Source organism: Guptibacillus hwajinpoensis, assembly GCF_001039475.1.
GTDB lineage: Bacteria > Bacillota > Bacilli > Bacillales > Guptibacillaceae > Guptibacillus > Guptibacillus hwajinpoensis.
Genome location: NZ_LELK01000001.1, coordinates 620121 through 635317, shown reverse-complemented (window position 1 = coordinate 635317; position 15197 = coordinate 620121). Strand labels below are relative to the sequence as shown.

General features: G+C 40.2%; 16 protein-coding genes and 1 pseudogene. 15 read left to right on the top strand and 2 right to left on the bottom strand.

Going from position 1 to position 15197, the window contains the following annotated elements:
* Window positions 1-3 precede the first annotated feature (3 nt).
* The 9 genes from AB986_RS03270 (at window position 4) to AB986_RS03230 (ending at window position 9607) form a co-directional block, all read left to right on the top strand.
* Entirely contained in the window at window positions 4-453 is a 450-nt protein-coding gene (locus AB986_RS03270) for an FAS1-like dehydratase domain-containing protein (RefSeq protein ID WP_048309455.1), read from the top strand.
* A complete protein-coding gene (locus AB986_RS03265) occupies window positions 450-848 on the top strand; it encodes a MaoC/PaaZ C-terminal domain-containing protein (RefSeq protein WP_048309454.1) in 399 nt (132 codons plus the stop codon). Before AB986_RS03270 ends, AB986_RS03265 begins: the two co-directional genes overlap by 4 nt.
* A 167-nt stretch (window positions 849-1015) precedes the next feature.
* The gene (locus tag AB986_RS03260) at window positions 1016-2545 is read left to right on the top strand and encodes a flotillin family protein (RefSeq protein ID WP_053216019.1); all 1530 of its coding nucleotides are present in this window, start codon (window positions 1016-1018) and stop codon (window positions 2543-2545) included.
* Window positions 2546-2689: 144 nt separating this feature from the next.
* The gene (locus AB986_RS03255; protein ID WP_048309453.1) at window positions 2690-4069 is read left to right on the top strand and encodes an FAD-binding oxidoreductase; all 1380 of its coding nucleotides are present in this window, start codon (window positions 2690-2692) and stop codon (window positions 4067-4069) included.
* A gap of 131 nt (window positions 4070-4200) precedes the next feature.
* Window positions 4201-5055, top strand: a complete 855-nt coding sequence (locus AB986_RS03250) for a 3-hydroxyacyl-CoA dehydrogenase family protein (RefSeq protein WP_048310823.1) — start codon at window positions 4201-4203, stop codon at window positions 5053-5055.
* A 9-nt stretch (window positions 5056-5064) separates the two neighbouring features.
* Window positions 5065-6213, top strand: coding sequence for an acyl-CoA dehydrogenase family protein (locus AB986_RS03245; protein ID WP_048309452.1), 1149 nt, complete (start codon window positions 5065-5067; stop codon window positions 6211-6213).
* A gap of 13 nt (window positions 6214-6226) precedes the next feature.
* On the top strand, window positions 6227-7417 hold the full coding sequence (locus AB986_RS03240; RefSeq protein WP_048309451.1) for a thiolase family protein: 1191 nt from the start codon (window positions 6227-6229) through the stop codon (window positions 7415-7417).
* An 87-nt stretch (window positions 7418-7504) separates the two neighbouring features.
* Window positions 7505-7978: a GNAT family N-acetyltransferase gene (locus AB986_RS03235; protein ID WP_048309450.1), complete on the top strand. Its 474-nt coding sequence runs from the start codon at window positions 7505-7507 to the stop codon at window positions 7976-7978.
* Window positions 7979-8125: 147 nt separating this feature from the next.
* Window positions 8126-9607, top strand: a complete 1482-nt coding sequence (locus AB986_RS03230; protein ID WP_321212216.1) for a flavin monoamine oxidase family protein — start codon at window positions 8126-8128, stop codon at window positions 9605-9607.
* A gap of 5 nt (window positions 9608-9612) precedes the next feature.
* On the opposite strand, the gene AB986_RS03225 is transcribed toward AB986_RS03230, so the two are convergent.
* Both AB986_RS03225 and AB986_RS03220 read right to left on the bottom strand, forming a co-directional pair.
* Window positions 9613-10206, bottom strand: a complete 594-nt coding sequence (locus AB986_RS03225) for a DUF6944 family repetitive protein (RefSeq protein ID WP_048309449.1) — start codon at window positions 10204-10206, stop codon at window positions 9613-9615.
* Window positions 10207-10289: 83 nt separating this feature from the next.
* Entirely contained in the window at window positions 10290-10742 is a 453-nt protein-coding gene (locus AB986_RS03220) for an SRPBCC family protein (protein ID WP_048309448.1), read from the bottom strand.
* Window positions 10743-10904: 162 nt separating this feature from the next.
* Here AB986_RS03220 and AB986_RS03215 point away from each other — a divergent pair, with 162 nt between their 5' ends.
* From AB986_RS03215 to AB986_RS03195, 6 genes and pseudogenes are all read left to right on the top strand, one after another.
* Window positions 10905-11099, top strand: coding sequence for a hypothetical protein (locus AB986_RS03215; protein WP_048309447.1), 195 nt, complete (start codon window positions 10905-10907; stop codon window positions 11097-11099).
* A gap of 21 nt (window positions 11100-11120) precedes the next feature.
* Window positions 11121-11369, top strand: a pseudogene (locus tag AB986_RS22960) (OsmC family protein); the annotation flags it as partial.
* Between the two features lie 157 nt (window positions 11370-11526).
* Window positions 11527-12234, top strand: coding sequence for a FadR/GntR family transcriptional regulator (locus tag AB986_RS03210; protein ID WP_048309446.1), 708 nt, complete (start codon window positions 11527-11529; stop codon window positions 12232-12234).
* 125 nt (window positions 12235-12359) lie between these two features.
* Complete coding sequence (locus AB986_RS03205) at window positions 12360-13085, top strand: (Fe-S)-binding protein (RefSeq protein ID WP_048309445.1); 726 nt, start codon at window positions 12360-12362, stop codon at window positions 13083-13085.
* Between the two features lie 2 nt (window positions 13086-13087).
* Window positions 13088-14512: a LutB/LldF family L-lactate oxidation iron-sulfur protein gene (locus AB986_RS03200; RefSeq protein ID WP_048309444.1), complete on the top strand. Its 1425-nt coding sequence runs from the start codon at window positions 13088-13090 to the stop codon at window positions 14510-14512.
* Entirely contained in the window at window positions 14505-15197 is a 693-nt protein-coding gene (locus tag AB986_RS03195) for a LutC/YkgG family protein (RefSeq protein WP_236690299.1), read from the top strand. Before AB986_RS03200 ends, AB986_RS03195 begins: the two co-directional genes overlap by 8 nt.

Genomic DNA, 15197 nt, shown 5'->3' with positions numbered 1-15197 from the left:
TGTATGTTTGAAGAAATGATCGGTAAACAATCCATTCCTGTAAAGAATAGGGTGGAACATGGGTCGGTTAAAGCGTTCTCGAACGCAATAGGAGATCCTTCCCCCATTTATACCGATGAAGAAGTAGGTAAACGCTCCAGGTATGGTAAGAATCTCGCACCTCCTACATATCCAAGAGTGTTTGATTATGGCGTTATAGAAGATTTCAACCTCCCTAATGTTGGGTTGATTCATGGCAAGCAAACTTTTCAATACAATCGACCTCTTCTTGTAGGCGAGACCGTCATGTGCTCAACAATATTGGAGGATTATTATGAACGAAAAGGGCAAAGCGGGCTTTTAGGTTTTCTCATTCTTAAGCGTTTTGGTAAAGAGTCAGATGGAGACATTATTTTTACAGAAGAACAGGTCGTAATTATTACAGAAGCTGTTCGAAAGGGGATGACTTCATGAATACAGTGAACGAATTTAATATCGGAACTCCTCTTGAAGTAACCCTTTCGCCGGTTTCTCGTCTAGACTTGATTAAGTATGCTGGAGCATCTGGGGATTTTAATCCCATACACACGATTGATGAAGAAGCTTCTAAGGCAGGGCTACCTGGTATTATTGCTCATGGGATGTGGACAATCGGTAATTTAGCAAAATTGTTCACGCCATATTATCAAGAAGTATTTCTTAAAGAGTATTCTGTCGCGTTTAAAGGAATGGTGTTCTTGGGTGATGTCATCACGCTCCAAGCATCACTTGAATCCATTAAGAATGACAAATATCGATTCAATGTTTTGGCTATGAATCAAAGAAATGAAGTAGTTGTAAAAGGCGATGCTATATTAGAAAGCTTTTAGAAGTTAAGTCTTACCTAAACGAACCTGCTTTCAGGTTCGTTTTTATCTTTCTGCAATTCTTGTTAATTCGATATATTCTGAAACTTTTTCAAATCGGACTCGTAGAAAAGGGGAAGGGCAATTACATAGCAGGAATTGCAAAACACAGAAAGGGTGAGAAACGTTATATGATGGAGTTTATTGGATTAATTATTTCAGGATTAGTCTTATTCTTCTTATTAATTGTAGGGGGAATTGGGTTCTTCATTTTCAAGAAGCGTTATAAAACAGCGAGTTCTAATCAAGCACTGATTATTACTGGACCGAAACTTGGAAATGCAGAAGAGGACAATCGCATTTTCGTAGATGATAATGGTCGAAGCATGAAAATCGTTCGTGGTGGCGGTATTCGACTTAAAATGTTCCAAACGAGCACACCGATTGATCTTACGTCGTTTCAACTAGAAATTGCTTCTCCAAAAGCGTATACATCAGAGGGTGTTCCAATTAAAGCAACAAGTGTTGCTGAGATTAGTATTGGAAGCAAGCTGGAAATTGTTGCGAATTATGCTGAGAAGTTTCTAGGAAAGGAACAAAAGGAAAAAGAACGTGAACTAAAAGAAGTTCTTGAAGGACACCTTCGCGCAATCATTTCGTCTCTTACAGTGGATGAGATCTACAAAGATTTTAATTCTGTTAACAAAAAAGTAAAAAATATAGCAGAAGAAGATCTAAAAAATCTTGGGTTTGAAATCACCTCTTTCGCTTTAAAAGAATTAAAAGACGACGATGAAGAGAACGGATACCTTGAAGCGCTTGGCCGCCCTCGAATCGCAGAGGCTAGAAAAGATGCTGACATCGCCGAGGCGAACGCACGACGTGAAACACGTATGCATAAGGCCAAAACGGACCAAGAAGCAGAAGAAGATGAGATTAGACGTCAAATTGATATCGCTCAATCGCAAAAAGACAAAGATGTGAAAGAAGCGGAATATAAAGCTGAGATCGAACGAGGACGAGCTCGATCAGAACAATCTTACAACCTTGAACAAGCAAGATTAAACCAGAAAGTTAAAGAAGAAGAGATGCAGGTTCAATATATCGAGCGTCAGCGCCAGGTTGAATTAGAATTAGAAGAGCAGAAACGCAGAAAAACGCAGGCTGATGCGAATGCATACGACATACGTGCAAATGCAGAAGCTGAGGCAGAGCGAGATCGCATTGACGGTCAAACTAAAGCTGAAATTCAGAAGCAGAAAGGTCTAGCGGAAGCGGAGGTGATTCGTGAACGTGGTCGTGCTGAAGCTGAAGCTAAAGAACTAATGGCTCAGGCAATGGAGAAATATGGCGATGCTGCCATTATTGAAATGCTTATCGACATGTTACCGAAATATGCGCATGAAATTGCTCAGCCACTGTCTCAAATTTCAGAGATGAAAGTCATTGATATGGGTGGCGGTAAGGGTTCCACTCAGATTACAGACAACGTAACCAAAACAATGACGGGTCTGCAAGCAAGTCTAAAAGAATCAACAGGCATGGACTTAAAAGCCATGTTAGAAAGCTTTGTGTCAAGAGGGAGTTACAACAACTTCGATTCTAATGAAGAGAGTGACTCTTCTAAAGATAAGAATGATCAAGAAGAACATCAATATGCTAGCGAAGTTGCGACTGCTTATGAAGAAGAAGAGCCGGAAGAAGAAAACAAAAAAGAATAACGTTAATAGAGTCTGGCTTATTGCCAGACTCTATTTTGTACGTCGCTTTTTTACTGAGATTGACGCATTTTGTTCAATAGTGCTAAAGTGATGAGGTAGTTATCAGAAAAGTGTAAATTCTATAGTTGAATGGAGGAAAGCTAGTTGAAACTTCTATCCCTTTTATCCACTTTCCTTAAAGATGATCAGATTAGTGTAAACGCAACTGTACTTGAGCAGCACAGCAAAGATGAATCCTATCACACACCACATGATCCTGATGTCGTCGTATTCCCTAGAACAACAGAAGAAGTAACCAAAATTATGCAAACAGCAAATGATCTTGAAGTGCCAGTTATTCCGTTTGGACTTGGATCAAGCCTCGAGGGGCATGTAATTCCATATCACGGAGGCATTTCAATAGATTTTCAATTGATGAACAAGATCCTTGAAGTTCGTCCAGAAGATTTTCTAGTGAGAGTGCAGCCTGGCGTGACGCGTTCCCAATTAAATAAAGAGTTAAAAAAACACGGCTTGTTTTTCACTGTAGATCCTGGTGCCGACGCCACGCTTGGCGGAATGGCCGCAACTAATGCTAGCGGTACAACATCTGTAAGATATGGCGTTATGCGTGATCAAGTTCGCGATATGGAGGTTGTTCTTGCTGATGGACGCATCATCCATACTGGTAGCATGACGGCAAAGTCTTCTTCCGGGTATCATCTCAACGGGCTATTTGTCGGTTCAGAAGGTACTCTCGGAACTTTCACAGAGCTTACCCTTAACGTTTATGGCATTCCTGAAGCAACGCTAGCTGGTAGAATGGTTTTTCCTTCAATCGAGAAGGCCGTTACCACGGTTACTAATATATTGCATGCGGCCATTCCAGTAGCAAGAATCGAACTTGTAGATGCCCGCTCAGTCCAGCAAGTTAACAAAACAAATGAGACGAATTACCTTGAAAAACCAACACTCTTTGTTGAATTCCACGGCAACGAAGCCGGTTTGAAGCAGGATGTCTCATTTGCAAAAAGTATCGCACAAGACAATGATTGCGAAGAATTTATATTTGAGCAAGATACGAAGAAAAGAGCGCTTCTGTGGGAAGCTCGTCATAATCTTGCGTATTCCTTCAGTCATGGATCACCAGGAAAGAAAATGATGGTAACCGATGTATGTGTTCCGATATCAGAGCTTACAGGCGCCATTGTTGATGCACGTAAAGCGATTAAAACGAATGGATTAGACGGAGCGCTGCTTGGTCACGTAGGAGATGGCAATTACCATGCCATTGTCATGATTGATCCAACTGATTCAGAAGAACTAGATCGCGCAATGAAATTGAATCAACACCTTGTGCACTATGCATTGGAACGTGGAGGCACTTGCACTGGTGAGCACGGAGTTGGAACAGGGAAAGCACAATACCAACAGAAAGAACATGGACCGGCATTAGGCGTCATGAAAAGTCTTAAGCTGACGCTAGATCCTAAAGGTATATTAAATCCTGGTAAGATTTTTGCAATAGATCGAGTTCCTAACTAACCAAGCCGTTCAAACTGAACGGTTTTTTCGGAAATGAGTTCAGATTAAAGGAAGTTATCTAGAAAAAGGAGAAGTAAACCAAATACAAAATTGTAAGCGATTACATTAATTGAGGAGTGATACTAGTGACCATACAAAACATCGCAGTAATCGGAGCCGGAACAATGGGGAGAGGAATTGCTTACTCAGCAGCGGCTGCAGGACTTTCGGTGATCGTTCAAGATGTTAGCAACACGTCTTTACACAATGCAGAGGAAGATATTAGAAAACAATTTGAACGTGCCGTTAGGAAAGAATGGGTATCGAAAGAAATGGCAGACGAACGTCGAGACACTATTCAATTCACAACAGAAATAAGCGAAGCGGCAAAAGATAGGGATTTAGTCATTGAAGCGGTTCTTGAAATCATGGAGCTCAAAACAAGCATTTTCAAACAACTAGACGATCTAACTCCACCTCATGCGATCCTTGCGACAAATACGTCTACAATGAGTCCAACTGAAATAGCGGCGCAAACAAGTAGACCTGAGAAATGCCTGGCACTTCATTTCTTTAATCCTGTTCCAAAGATGAAGCTAATTGAAGTGATTTGTGGGCTAGAAACATCTGAAGATACGATTAATAAAGCCATTGGCTTTGGAAAGTCGATAGGAAAAGAATGCGTTAAAATCAATGAATTTCCAGGATTTGCGGTTAGCCGAATGAATTGCTTAATCGGAAATGAAGCTATGAATATGGTTATGGAAGGTGTTGGTACACCTGAAGATATTGATAAAGCCATGAAACTGGGTCTGAATCATCCGATGGGACCACTGGAGCTTGCAGATTTAGTCGGACTAGATACGCGCCTTCGTAATATGCACTACCTTTATGAAACGCTTGGGGAGAAATATCGACCATGTCCAATACTAATAAAATACGTTAAGGCAGGTCGACTCGGCCGCAAAAGTGGTAAAGGTTTCTATGACTATACATATACGAATTGAGGGATAGCAATGGATTTCCAATTAGATGAAGAAATTGCATTTCTAAAAACCACGATCCGAAATTTTGTGCAAAATGAAGTTGAGAAAGTCGCTATGACAATTGAGAAAGAAGACAGGATACCAGAGCGAATTATTGAGATGTCAAAAGAGATGGGACTATTCGGTTTAAGTATTCCTGAAGAATACGGAGGTCTTGGTATTGGAATGGTTGGGAAATGTGCCCTTTATGAAGAACTAGGGAAAACGCACAATGGGTACACAACATTAATTGGAGCCCACACTGGAATTGGTTCAGTTGGTATTGTAGAGCTTGGAAATGAGGAACAAAAAAATAAATACCTTCCAGATATGGCAACTGGAAAGAAAATTGGGGCTTTTGCATTAACAGAACCTTCGGCAGGATCAAATGCGTCGAACTTGAAAACAACTGCAGTGAAAGTTGAAAATAAATACATTTTAAACGGAACAAAACATTATATAACGAACGCAATTGAAGCTGACGTCTTTACTGTGATGGCTACAACAGATCCTTCAAAAGGAGCAAAAGGAATTACTTCTTTTATTGTTGAGAAAAGCTTTCCAGGGTTCAATGTTGGAGCAGTAGAAGAGAAAATGGGATTAAAAGGTTCTCACTCGGCTGAACTGATTTTTGAGGATTGTGAAGTACCAGAAGAAAATGTCCTTGGCGAAGTTGGGCAGGGATATGTGAATGCATTGAAGATTCTAGCAAATGGGCGTGCGGGTCTTGCTGCACGCAACCTTGGATCTTCACAAAAGCTACTTGATATGAGCATGAAGCATGTAGAAGAACGAATACAGTTTGGTGTCCCAATCATTGAGCATCAAGCAGTAGCTCATATGGTAGCAGAAATGGGCGTAGAAATTGAAGCGCTGCGTTCCTTTACCTATCGTGTGGCATGGATGGTTGATCAAGGTGAAAAAGTGATTAAGGAAGCAGCTATGCTTAAATTGTACGGCTCAGAAGTGTACAACAGAGTCGCAGATAAAGCACTTCAAGTACATGGTGGGTTAGGTTATGTATCTGATTACCCAATTGAACGGTTCTACCGCGATGCGCGTATTACTCGTATTTACGAAGGAACGTCTGAAATTCAGAAAAACATCATAGCAAGTCAGCTTCGAAAGGAATACAGCTAAAGGAGGATCTTGAATGAAAGAAAACATCGTTATCGTCGAGGCAGTGAGAACCCCAGTAGGCCGCTATGGAGGCGTTTTAAAAGATTATAATTCTGGTGAACTTGCAGCGATTGCAATCAAAGAATCAGTAACAAGAGCAGGATTATCACCAGATCTTATTGATGAGGTAATTCTTGGTGAAGTCAGACAAACGACGGAATCTTCAAATGTAGCAAGAGTCTCAGCATTAAGAGCTGGTTTACCAGAAACCACTCCCGCATTTACAATTAATCGTTTATGTGCTTCTGGAATGCAAGCTGTTGTATCAGCAGTTCAACAAATACAATCTGGACAGGCAGAAATTGTGATTGCTGGTGGTACGGAAAGTTTAAGTCATGCTCCGATCTATTTACGTGACAGCAGATTTGGTGGAGACAAGACTAGATTAGTAGATTCGAACCTTGAAGCAGGTCAACAACCTATTGAACTATACGGAAGTAAGCTTGGCATGGGCATAACTGCTGAGAATGTTGCGGAACGTTTCAATGTTTCTAGAGAGGACCAAGACGTTTTTGCAGCTGAAAGTCAGAGACGTGCGGCAGTTGCGCTTGAAAAAGGCATTTTCAATGAAGAAATTGTTCAAATGAGAGTTAAGTCTCGTAAACAACCAAAACTTGTGGAAGTGGATGAACATCCAAGACCAGGTACTTCAGTAGAGAAACTCTCCAAGTTAAAACCTGTCTTTAAAGAAAAAGGAACAGTGACAGCAGGAAACTCATGCGGACGAAACGATGGAGCAGTTGCCATGCTTGTTATGACTGAAGAAAAAGCGAAAGAACTCAAACTTAAACCGCTTGCGCGTATTGTTGATTGGACTACCTCAGGTGTTTCGCCAGAAATTATGGGGATTGGTCCGGTTCCAGCGGTTCGAAAACTTCTTGAGAGAACAGGTAAGGAAATAAAAGAAATTGGATTGATTGAATTAAATGAGGCATTTGCTGCACAAGCGATAGCGGTCATGCGAGAATTAGATCTCGACACGAATAAAGTAAACGTGAACGGGGGGGCAATTGCACTCGGTCACCCGCTTGGAGCAACAGGTGCAAGAATACTGACTTCCCTCATGTATGAGATGAAACGAAGAAAGGAACGGTTTGGAATCGCTACACTTTGTATAGGTGGTGGGCAAGGTATGGCGATAATGGTAGAAAACACGGATGCTTAATACACTAGACAGCACTTTTCGCGTGCTGTCTTTTCTGATTTACTTAAACTAAACGGTGTGAAGAGCAAACTCAATAGTGGAGGTAAAATGAAGATAAGACGTTATGAAGAGAAGGACTTAAAACAAATTATTAATTTATTCTATGATACAGTCCATTTCGTGAATAGAAAAGACTATTCAGAAGAGCAAGTGAACGCATGGGCACCCCTTAACGAAAAGGCATCTAAATTCACTACATGGGGTAATTCGTTATCTCAAAACACTACTTTTGTAGCACTTGATCATACTCAAATCATTGGTTTTTGTGATTTGACATCAGCAGGAATGCTTGATCGTCTGTACATACATCATGATTTCCAGAGACGCGGGGTAGCTTCTGCACTCCTAGATGAGATCGAACTAGCTGCTTTTCGTATGCAACTGAAAAAGTTGATAACTGAAGCAAGTTTAACGGCTAAGCCATTTTTTGAGTGTAAAGGGTTTGAAACGATCACTAAACAGATTGTAAACAAGAATGGTATTACCATGTCGAACTATTTAATGGTTAAAAAGCTTAAATAATTCCATACAGAAACGAATTCGAATAGTTCCGTAGTCATAGTAATATCTATAAATTAACCATATAAGATAATATAGCCAAATTAATAGACTCTTTTCGTGGACAGTGTGCTATAGAGGGTTAATTTCTAATTAAAGAGGATGATTTCTATGATGCGAGATACTCCTAAACCAAAATACCCAGGCGATATGCTTAACATCATTAAAAATGGTCTGCCAAAACCGAAGAAACCAGCGAATGTTATCGTCATCGGTGCAGGAATGGCTGGACTTGTATCTGCATCTTTGTTGAAGCAGGCGGGTCATCAAGTTACGATGCTAGAAGGAAATGATCGTGTAGGAGGAAGGGTATTTACGTTAAGAGAACCTTTTACAGAAGATAACTACCTTGATGTTGGAGCGATGAGAATTCCAACAACCCATAAACTAACATACGAATACATTAATAAATTCAACCTTGCTGTCAATCGCTTTATCAACTCTTCTCCAAAAGACATCATCTATGCCAATGGGGTTAGAACAACAAGAGCAAAATATGAAGAAAATCCTGATATCCTTAGATTCCCTGTAGAACCTCACGAAAAAGGAAAAACAGCTACAGAGCTTTTCCTCACTGCTGTTAACCCTTTTTTAAGGTTGTATGAAGGTGCGAACGAAGAGCAAAAAAATTCCCTTCGCAAAAAATTCGATCAATATTCCATGGAAAATTTTCTGCGATTTAATCCAATTGGTCCGACTTTATCGCCTAATGCAGTTAGAATGGTAAAAGTTCTTCTCGGTATCGAGGGATTTTCCGAACTCTCGTTTATAGATATCTTAACGGATATTGTAAATACGGTTTTTAATGAAGATATGGAATTTAATGAAATCACGGGGGGCAATGATTTATTACCAAAATCATTCTTGGCTGAGCTTCAAGATGACATTCTTCTAAACGAAAAAGTACATCGCATTATTCAGCGTCCACAAGGTGTGGAGATTCAAACTAAAAACATGAAAACAGGAAAAATTCAAACGTTTACAAGTGATTATGTGATTATCACTGTTCCATTCTCAGTTTTCCAATTTATCGAGGTTTATCCTTATCGTTCCTTTTCGTTTGAAAAATGGAAGGCCATTCGAGAACTTCATTATGTTGCATCGATCAAAATTGGAATGGAATTTAAAGAACGTTTTTGGGAGAGAGAAGGTTTAAGCGGGGCAAATATGATATCAGACTTTCCTAATCGGTATACGTATACACCCAGTCGTACTGCGGGAGAAGCTAGACCTGGAGTTTTACTTGCGAGCTACAGTTGGGAAGACAATGCCATGCTTTGGAATAGCCTATCAGATGATCAGAAAATCACTCAATCTCTTGAAGACCTTGCGAAGATACATGGTCCTAAAGTTTTTGATGAATTTTTAACTGGGGTTTCTTTTAGCTGGAGTCAAAATCAATTTTCAGGTGGCTGTTTCACGCTTTTTAAACCGAACCAAATTACAGAATATGAGGAAGTGGCTAAGCAACCTGAAGGTCGAATCCATTTTGCAGGAGAGCATACGTCTTCATTTCACGGATGGATTGAAGGAGCGATTGAATCAGCTGTAAGAGCTGCGTTTGAAGTTAACGAGCGTACCTCTAGATCTTAATCAAGCTATTCTTTGCTAGTAAAACCTTTTGTGAACCCTATTGCATCGAGTGCAGCTCCAGCTGTTTGCCCGTAACTTCCGAGCGCCACAATTTGCTGCCCCAGTTTAACATCGCCTCTTTTTATATACAGAAGGCCTATCGCTTCAATTGCGACTGAAAGTGATTGAATCGTTTGTCCTAATGTAATCAGGTCTGCATAAGCTGAATTACTAAAACTTGAACTTGTTGCTTCAAATGCCGCACCAGCTGATTGAATAACATCTCCTAAAACATCGATCTCTAGACCATCATTCCCTCCTCCTGTAAGGGCTTGTGAACCTCCTACAACGTTTGCAACATTACCCGCCGCTTGAAACCACGTACCTATCGTTCCGAGCACTTCATGATCACTGCTCAATGGTAACTTTGATCTTCCTACAGCTTGAAGGGTATTACCTGTAGCTTCAATAGCATTTCCTAGTACATATAGCTCACCGCCAACGGTTTCACTATCTTCTTCGTTGTTTGCAATTAGTGTATTCCCGATGGCAGCGACTCCTGCACCGATCGTTTGAATCCAGGCACCTGTAATAATTAATGCTTCTCCATACACCTCCATGTAATCAGGCCTCCTTCATTAGGTTATTCTATTCTAGAAGAAGGCACTACGACTGTTCATTCTATAAATTAACATAACCCATTCTATTCTTTACCTTCAGCTACACGCTTTACTCTTTCCAAAAAATCTCTAACGACTTTATCGCCTGAAAATAAAACAAAAGGTTTCATGTACCATTTCAATGGCTTGTTAGAACCAGTATAGCGCAGAGTGGTTACCGAATCGGACTCTTTAGTAAGTTCATAACAGCCTTCGATCTGAAACATTTTTGCTAGATTAAATCCTATCTTCAATTTTTTATAGTCATCTTGATTGTTATAATCTAGTGTATGCACATCATATTCCATGACCCGCTTTCCTTCACGATAAGATTGGCGGTGCACGCTACCAATGACATTATCAGTTATATTGACTGGTTGATTGTCAACGACATTTGGCATAATTTTTTGCATGTTTTCAAGCGAGCCATCAAGATAGTGCCAAATTGTTTCGATTGGCGCATTGATAACAATCGACTTGTCCCATTTATTTTCCATTTCGTCCTCCTTTGATGATACCTTTTCTTGTTATCTTTACTATTCGCTATTAAAAGGGGACTTTCCCGCCATTTAGAATGATTTATTGAATGCGGTTTAAAAAAGTCAGGTGAGGGAATCGCCAAACTATGGAAATAATATGATAGAAGAGAGGAGAAAGTAATGAACAATCCGATTGAAATAGCTAATATACGAATTGAACAAGACGAAGGTAAGAATCGACGTGCATACATTGCCAACTTTGAAGAACCGGTTCAATACGGTGTACATGGTGGGGTTAAAGAGTTCTATAAAGCATCTCCCGAAGTCGAACAGCCTTCGACACTAGACCATATTGTCGCGGCAGCAGGTGGCTGACTAACCGGTACATTATCAGGTGCGCTGGAGGCGCGCCATATACCGACTTTTCCGAATAAGTTATCAGGTCAATTCGAAGGAATCATTGAAGCACCAGACGGTGTGCTCAAAATCACTCAAATCAAATGTCACTATAAACTAACAATCCCTAAAGGTAAGCGTGAAGCGGCAGAAAGAGCACTACAGGTTTTCGAAAGAGGATGTCCTGTTGCTCAGACGTTAAAGGGCTGTGTAGCCTTTGAACATGATTGGGAAATCATAGAGGAATAGAGTAGAAGCTGATGAAGATCTCATTCATCAGCTTTTCTTACGGTCTTGCTACTTTCTTTGGTTGTTCTCACATTCATCTTTACTTTGTGTATCAACAATTGTCACTAGTAATTTATTAAAGTAAACTAGTAAACAAACAAGAAGGAGCGATGCTTTAATGACATATAAGCAAATAAAAAAACGAAAAATTTATGAAGAAATAGCTGATCAGCTTCTCGATAAAATTAAAAGTGGTGAATTGTCACCTGGTAGTAAGCTTGATTCCGTCCAATCGCTTGCTGAAGGATTTGATGTAGGAAGATCCGCCGTTCGTGAAGCACTCAGTGCGCTTCGAGCAATGGGACTAGTGGAGATGCGGCAAGGTGAAGGTACCTTTATCAAACAGTATGATCCATCAACGTTAAGCCAATCGTTATCTACAGGTATATTGATGAATAGACAAGATACTATAGAACTACTTCAAGTCCGTAAAATTCTTGAAACTGGTTGTGCAGCGAGTGCAGCAGAAAAAAGGACAGAGGAAGAGCTATTTCAAATTCAACAAGCACTTATGGATATGGAAAAAGCTGTATCACACCGTGAATTAGGAGAGCAGGCGGATTTGCAGTTTCACATGTCAATTACTGCTGCATCACACAATCGATTGCTTATTGATTTAATGAATCACGTTTCTCAATTAATGGTAGATTCAATGAGAGAAACGAGAAAGTTATCTCTTTATTCTGAAGCCGCAATACTTGAAAAACTTTACATTGAACATAAAGAAATTTTCCTCGCGATTAAAACGAAAGATTCCGAAAAAGCTCAGCAAGCGATGCTTCACCATTTAAATGAAGTGGAAACATTCCTTTTAGATCACATTTAACTAAAATTGTTAGAAAAATCAATATATTTATTGAAATGCGCAATAGTTATCCTTATACTGGAAGAAGCCATTATAGTCATCAGATGACCTGATAGCATATCATTCGGAATAGAAAGGAGGCTACCATGAACGTTTCGTTGTTTGTTACATGTCTTGGTGATATTTTTTATCCGAACGTGGGCAAAAGCGTCGTTGAAGTGTTAGAAAGCTTAGGATGTGAAGTGGATTTTCCCTTTTCGCAAACGTGTTGTGGCCAGCCGGCTTTTAACAGTGGTTACCGGGAAGAAGCAAAAGAAGCAGCTAGAAACATGATTCGCGCTTTTGAAAACTCTTCATATGTTGTAGGTCCTTCAGGGTCATGCGTTGCTATGTTCTCGGAATATGAGGAACTGTTTCATAATGAACCGGAAATGCAGCATAAAGCACGCTCATTGAAAGAACGTTCTTATGAATTCACTCAATTTCTTGTAGATGTTCTAGGTGTCAACAATGTTGGGGCGTCATTAAACGCCACCGCTACTTACCATAAATCCTGTCACATGACGCGTCTGCTAGGGGTTAAAGATGCACCAGAAGCATTACTTTCTGAAGTGGAAGGACTAAATTATAGAAAACTACCAAACTGTGAGAACTGTTGCGGATTTGGAGGTACTTTTTCAGTAAAAATGGTAGCGATTTCAAAAGAAATGGTTGATGAAAAAATAAAAGACATTGAATCAACCGACGCTGACATTTTAATAGGCGCAGATAGTGGTTGTTTAATGAACATTAGTGGAAGAATGAATCGCCTCCAAAAACCAGTAAAAGTGATGCATATTGCAGAAGTTCTTACTCAGCGGGAGGAGAAATAATCATGCCTATGAGAATTGGAACTACCACATTTAACGACCGTATTGAAAAAGGCATAAACGACGAGTTTATGAGAGATTCTGTTCGATCAGCTCAAGAGCGCTTACTTGGGAAACGTCTAGATGCTGCAGAAGAACTTGGTAGTTGGGAGGATTGGCGAAATCTAGGGGAGGAGATCCGTTCACATACGCTTGAATATCTTGACTATTATCTGTATGAGTTAAGTGAAAAAGTAAAAGAGAACGGTGGGCATGTTTATTTCGCTAAAACGGCTGAAGAGGCCAATCACTATATCCAAAAGGTTGTGAAGCGTAAAAATGGAAAGAAAATCATTAAATCTAAGTCGATGGTTACTGAAGAAATAAGTATGAATGAAGCGTTAGAGTCAATAGGATGCGATGTCATTGAAAGTGACCTTGGAGAGTATATTCTTCAAGTTGATGATCACGATCCTCCGTCTCACATTGTCGTTCCGGCCCTACATAAGAACAAATCCCAAATTCGAGATGTCTTTAAGGAGAAACTCGGCTATTTAAACACAGACAAACCGGAAGAATTGACCCTATTCGCTAGAGAAAAATTACGTAAAGAATTTCTTTCAGCAGATATAGGCATAACAGGATGCAATTTTGCAGTAGCAGAGTCTGGAACCATTACCCTTGTCACAAATGAAGGAAATGCGAGGCTAGCAACAACCCTTCCTAAAACACAAATAACGGTAATGGGAATGGAACGTATCGTCCCTACATGGGAAGAACTTGACGTTATGATTAGCCTCCTTAGCCGAAGTGCTGTTGGACAAAAGTTAACAACGTACGTTACAGCATTATCGGGACCTAAATCACCATTAGAAGGTGATGGACCTGAAGAGTTTCATCTTGTGATAGTTGATAATGGAAGATCGAACATCATTGGAACGGAATTTCAAGAAGCACTTCACTGTATCCGCTGTGCAGCATGCATTAACGTATGTCCTGTTTATAGACACGTTGGTGGCCACGGTTACGGATCAATTTACCCAGGACCGATCGGTGCTGTTATAAGTCCATTACTTGGGGGGTATGAAGAGTACGGTGAATTACCATTTGCATCAACGCTTTGTGCCGCCTGTACAGATGCATGCCCTGTTAAAATACCATTGCATGAACTCTTAAACAAGCATCGAAAGAACATCATTGAAGGAAGAGGACTTTCAGCTGAAAAAATTGCCATGAGAGGGTTTCAATACGGAACAACGCTACCCATTTTATATCAAGTAGGTACGAAGCTAGCACCATTTCTTTCATTGCCATTTCAAACAAACAGTTTTCTAACGAAAGGTCCGGGACCACTAAAAGCGTGGACAACAATTCGTGACATGCCAGCTCCAAACAATGAGCGCTTTCGAGATTGGTTCAAAAAGAGACAGAAGGAGGAGTCATTTGAGTGAACAAATTTATAATCGCGAATCATTTCTAACTTCTCTTGCACAAAATTTGGGTCGGAGCACGCCAAAGACGGTAGAACGTCCAACATGGAAACATCAGCCCCAATGGCAAATTCTGAAGAATGCCTCACAAGACGAGCTGGTTACTGTATTTAAGAAGCAATGTGAGACCATTCATACTGATGTAATCGAAACAGAATCAGATCAATTAGCAGATGTGATCCATGAACGAGTCAAATCATATAATGGCAAGTCTATATCGGCATGGAAAGATGAACGGTTTCATCAGTACGATATTTTCAGTAAAACAGATGCGACCATTCATAAATGGGATCCTCGAATGAAAGACAATGTGGCGCAAACAGAGAGTGCAGATATTGGGATTACTTTCTGTGACTTGGCATTAGCAGAATCTGGTACTATTGTGTTGTTTAGCAACGAAAATCAGGGCAGGTCGGTTAGTCTTCTTCCAACGACCTATATTGCACTCGTTCCTAAGAGTTTAATTGTCCCGAGAATGTCGCAAGCAACAAGAAAAATCCACCTACTTATGAAAGAAGGTGAATTTCCAGCTACTTGTGTTAACTTCATATCAGGTCCTAGTAATAGTGCAGATATCGAAATGAATCTTGTCGTAGGGATGCATGGACCGATTCGAACGACTTATGTCGTTATTTCTAATTTGTAA

Bases quoted from the DNA above. Each gene is read 5' to 3' on its own strand.
- AB986_RS03245 (WP_048309452.1), top strand. From the start codon at position 5,065: ATGGATTTCCAATTAGATGAAGAAATTGCATTTCTAAAAACCACGATC.
- AB986_RS03220 (WP_048309448.1), bottom strand. From the start codon at position 10,742: ATGGAAAATAAATGGGACAAGTCGATTGTTATCAATGCGCCAATCGAA.
- AB986_RS03270 (WP_048309455.1), top strand. From the start codon at position 4: ATGTTTGAAGAAATGATCGGTAAACAATCCATTCCTGTAAAGAATAGG.
- AB986_RS03235 (WP_048309450.1), top strand. From the start codon at position 7,505: ATGAAGATAAGACGTTATGAAGAGAAGGACTTAAAACAAATTATTAAT.
- AB986_RS03215 (WP_048309447.1), top strand. From the start codon at position 10,905: ATGAACAATCCGATTGAAATAGCTAATATACGAATTGAACAAGACGAA.
- AB986_RS03205 (WP_048309445.1), top strand. From the start codon at position 12,360: ATGAACGTTTCGTTGTTTGTTACATGTCTTGGTGATATTTTTTATCCG.
- AB986_RS03210 (WP_048309446.1), top strand. From the start codon at position 11,527: ATGACATATAAGCAAATAAAAAAACGAAAAATTTATGAAGAAATAGCT.
- AB986_RS03265 (WP_048309454.1), top strand. From the start codon at position 450: ATGAATACAGTGAACGAATTTAATATCGGAACTCCTCTTGAAGTAACC.
- AB986_RS03200 (WP_048309444.1), top strand. From the start codon at position 13,088: ATGCCTATGAGAATTGGAACTACCACATTTAACGACCGTATTGAAAAA.
- AB986_RS03225 (WP_048309449.1), bottom strand. From the start codon at position 10,206: ATGGAGGTGTATGGAGAAGCATTAATTATTACAGGTGCCTGGATTCAA.
- AB986_RS03240 (WP_048309451.1), top strand. From the start codon at position 6,227: ATGAAAGAAAACATCGTTATCGTCGAGGCAGTGAGAACCCCAGTAGGC.
- AB986_RS03260 (WP_053216019.1), top strand. From the start codon at position 1,016: ATGATGGAGTTTATTGGATTAATTATTTCAGGATTAGTCTTATTCTTC.
- AB986_RS03230 (WP_321212216.1), top strand. From the start codon at position 8,126: ATGATGCGAGATACTCCTAAACCAAAATACCCAGGCGATATGCTTAAC.